Source organism: Streptococcus cristatus (genome assembly GCF_003943505.1).
GTDB lineage: Bacteria > Bacillota > Bacilli > Lactobacillales > Streptococcaceae > Streptococcus > Streptococcus cristatus_E.
Genome location: NZ_RJPS01000028.1, coordinates 1 through 1,191, shown reverse-complemented (window position 1 = coordinate 1,191; position 1,191 = coordinate 1). Strand labels below are relative to the sequence as shown.

The 1,191-nt window shown below is 42.4% G+C and carries 2 protein-coding genes and 1 pseudogene; all 3 read right to left on the bottom strand.

Features of this window, described 5'->3' with window-relative positions; translation table 11 throughout:
• Positions 1-382, bottom strand: a 382-nt coding sequence (locus D8792_RS10705; RefSeq protein ID WP_125373999.1) for a DUF624 domain-containing protein, incomplete at its 3' end; no start/stop codon positions are given.
• Between the two features lie 55 nt (positions 383-437).
• Positions 438-890, bottom strand: a complete 453-nt coding sequence (locus D8792_RS10700; protein ID WP_125371650.1) for a NanQ anomerase/TabA/YiaL family protein — start codon at positions 888-890, stop codon at positions 438-440.
• Positions 891-915: 25 nt separating this feature from the next.
• Positions 916-1,191: pseudogene (locus D8792_RS10695) on the bottom strand (carbohydrate ABC transporter permease); the annotation flags it as partial.

Here is a 1,191-nt window from a genome sequence, read left to right as displayed (position 1 = left end):
GGATTGTAAAAATAATAATTCCAAAACAAACCGCCTTTAAAACTTGGAAAGGCAGAGCTTCCTGCGTCCGAAAAAGCAGGAGGTCAAAGAGACTGATACCGACTAAAGCCAATTCCAGCAAGCCCAGTTTGAGCCCTTGCTTCCAATTTTCTCGAAAGATTCGAGTGTAAGTTCTGATTACTTTTACCCGACGGTTTCCCTTGATTTCAAAAAGTGTCTGATAGAGGCTGATCTTGGCAATCCCAATGGTCACCAAGGGCAGGCAAGACAAGAGAAAGAGAAGATTGACCGTCATCAAATCTAGGATTTTCTCACAGATTTGCATGAAGAAATTATCCGTATCAAATATAGCTCTGATGAGTCCTGTTCCCTTATCTGACATAAGTTTCTCCTTTCTCTACTAGCCTTGCACCCTCAAAAATCTCGCTCACCTAGGGCTAGTCTATTAACACTTTAAAAAGATACTTTCTGACATTTTCTTCCAGACCCGCATAGCCATTCGGCTGATGGGCTTCTCCTGGAAAGAAAATCGCAAAATTATGGTAATCCAACAAGAGAGGATAACGATTTTGACAATGAACAAAGCCGATATCCGCCTCTTCATCAAAAGCCACTGCCTCATCGACTATCTGGCTACCATAGGCAGAATACTCATGCCCTGCTACTAGCAGATGAAAATCTGCATATTTTTTATGATATTCAAATTGATCATTGGCCTCTTGATTGAGCGTGTTTTCCTGAACCAAGAGAAAGACCTTATCTCCATCCACTTCATGGCGTCCCAAGTCAAAGCTGTCTTTGCGGTGCTCATAGAGATAATCAATCGCTTTATCCAGATTTGGATGAAGGCCCTTGTAACGAGTCACATTTTTTAAATCATCAAAAATCATAGTTTTATTTCCTCTATTGAGTGCCTTATCCTTTGACAGCTCCCATAGTAATCCCTTGGGTAAAGGATTTTTGGAAGATGAGGAAGACTGCTACGATTGGCACCGCCGCCAAAGCAGCACCGGCCATAATCAAACCATAGTTGGTTGCCATCTCAGCCTGCATAGTCGCAACCCCTAACGAAATCGTCAGATTGTTCCGCGAGGTCAACATTACGAGCTGCATGAAATAGTCATTCCAAGTATTGATAAAGGTAAAGATAGCTAGAGCAGCAAAGCCGGGTTTGACGATAGGAAAGGCTAC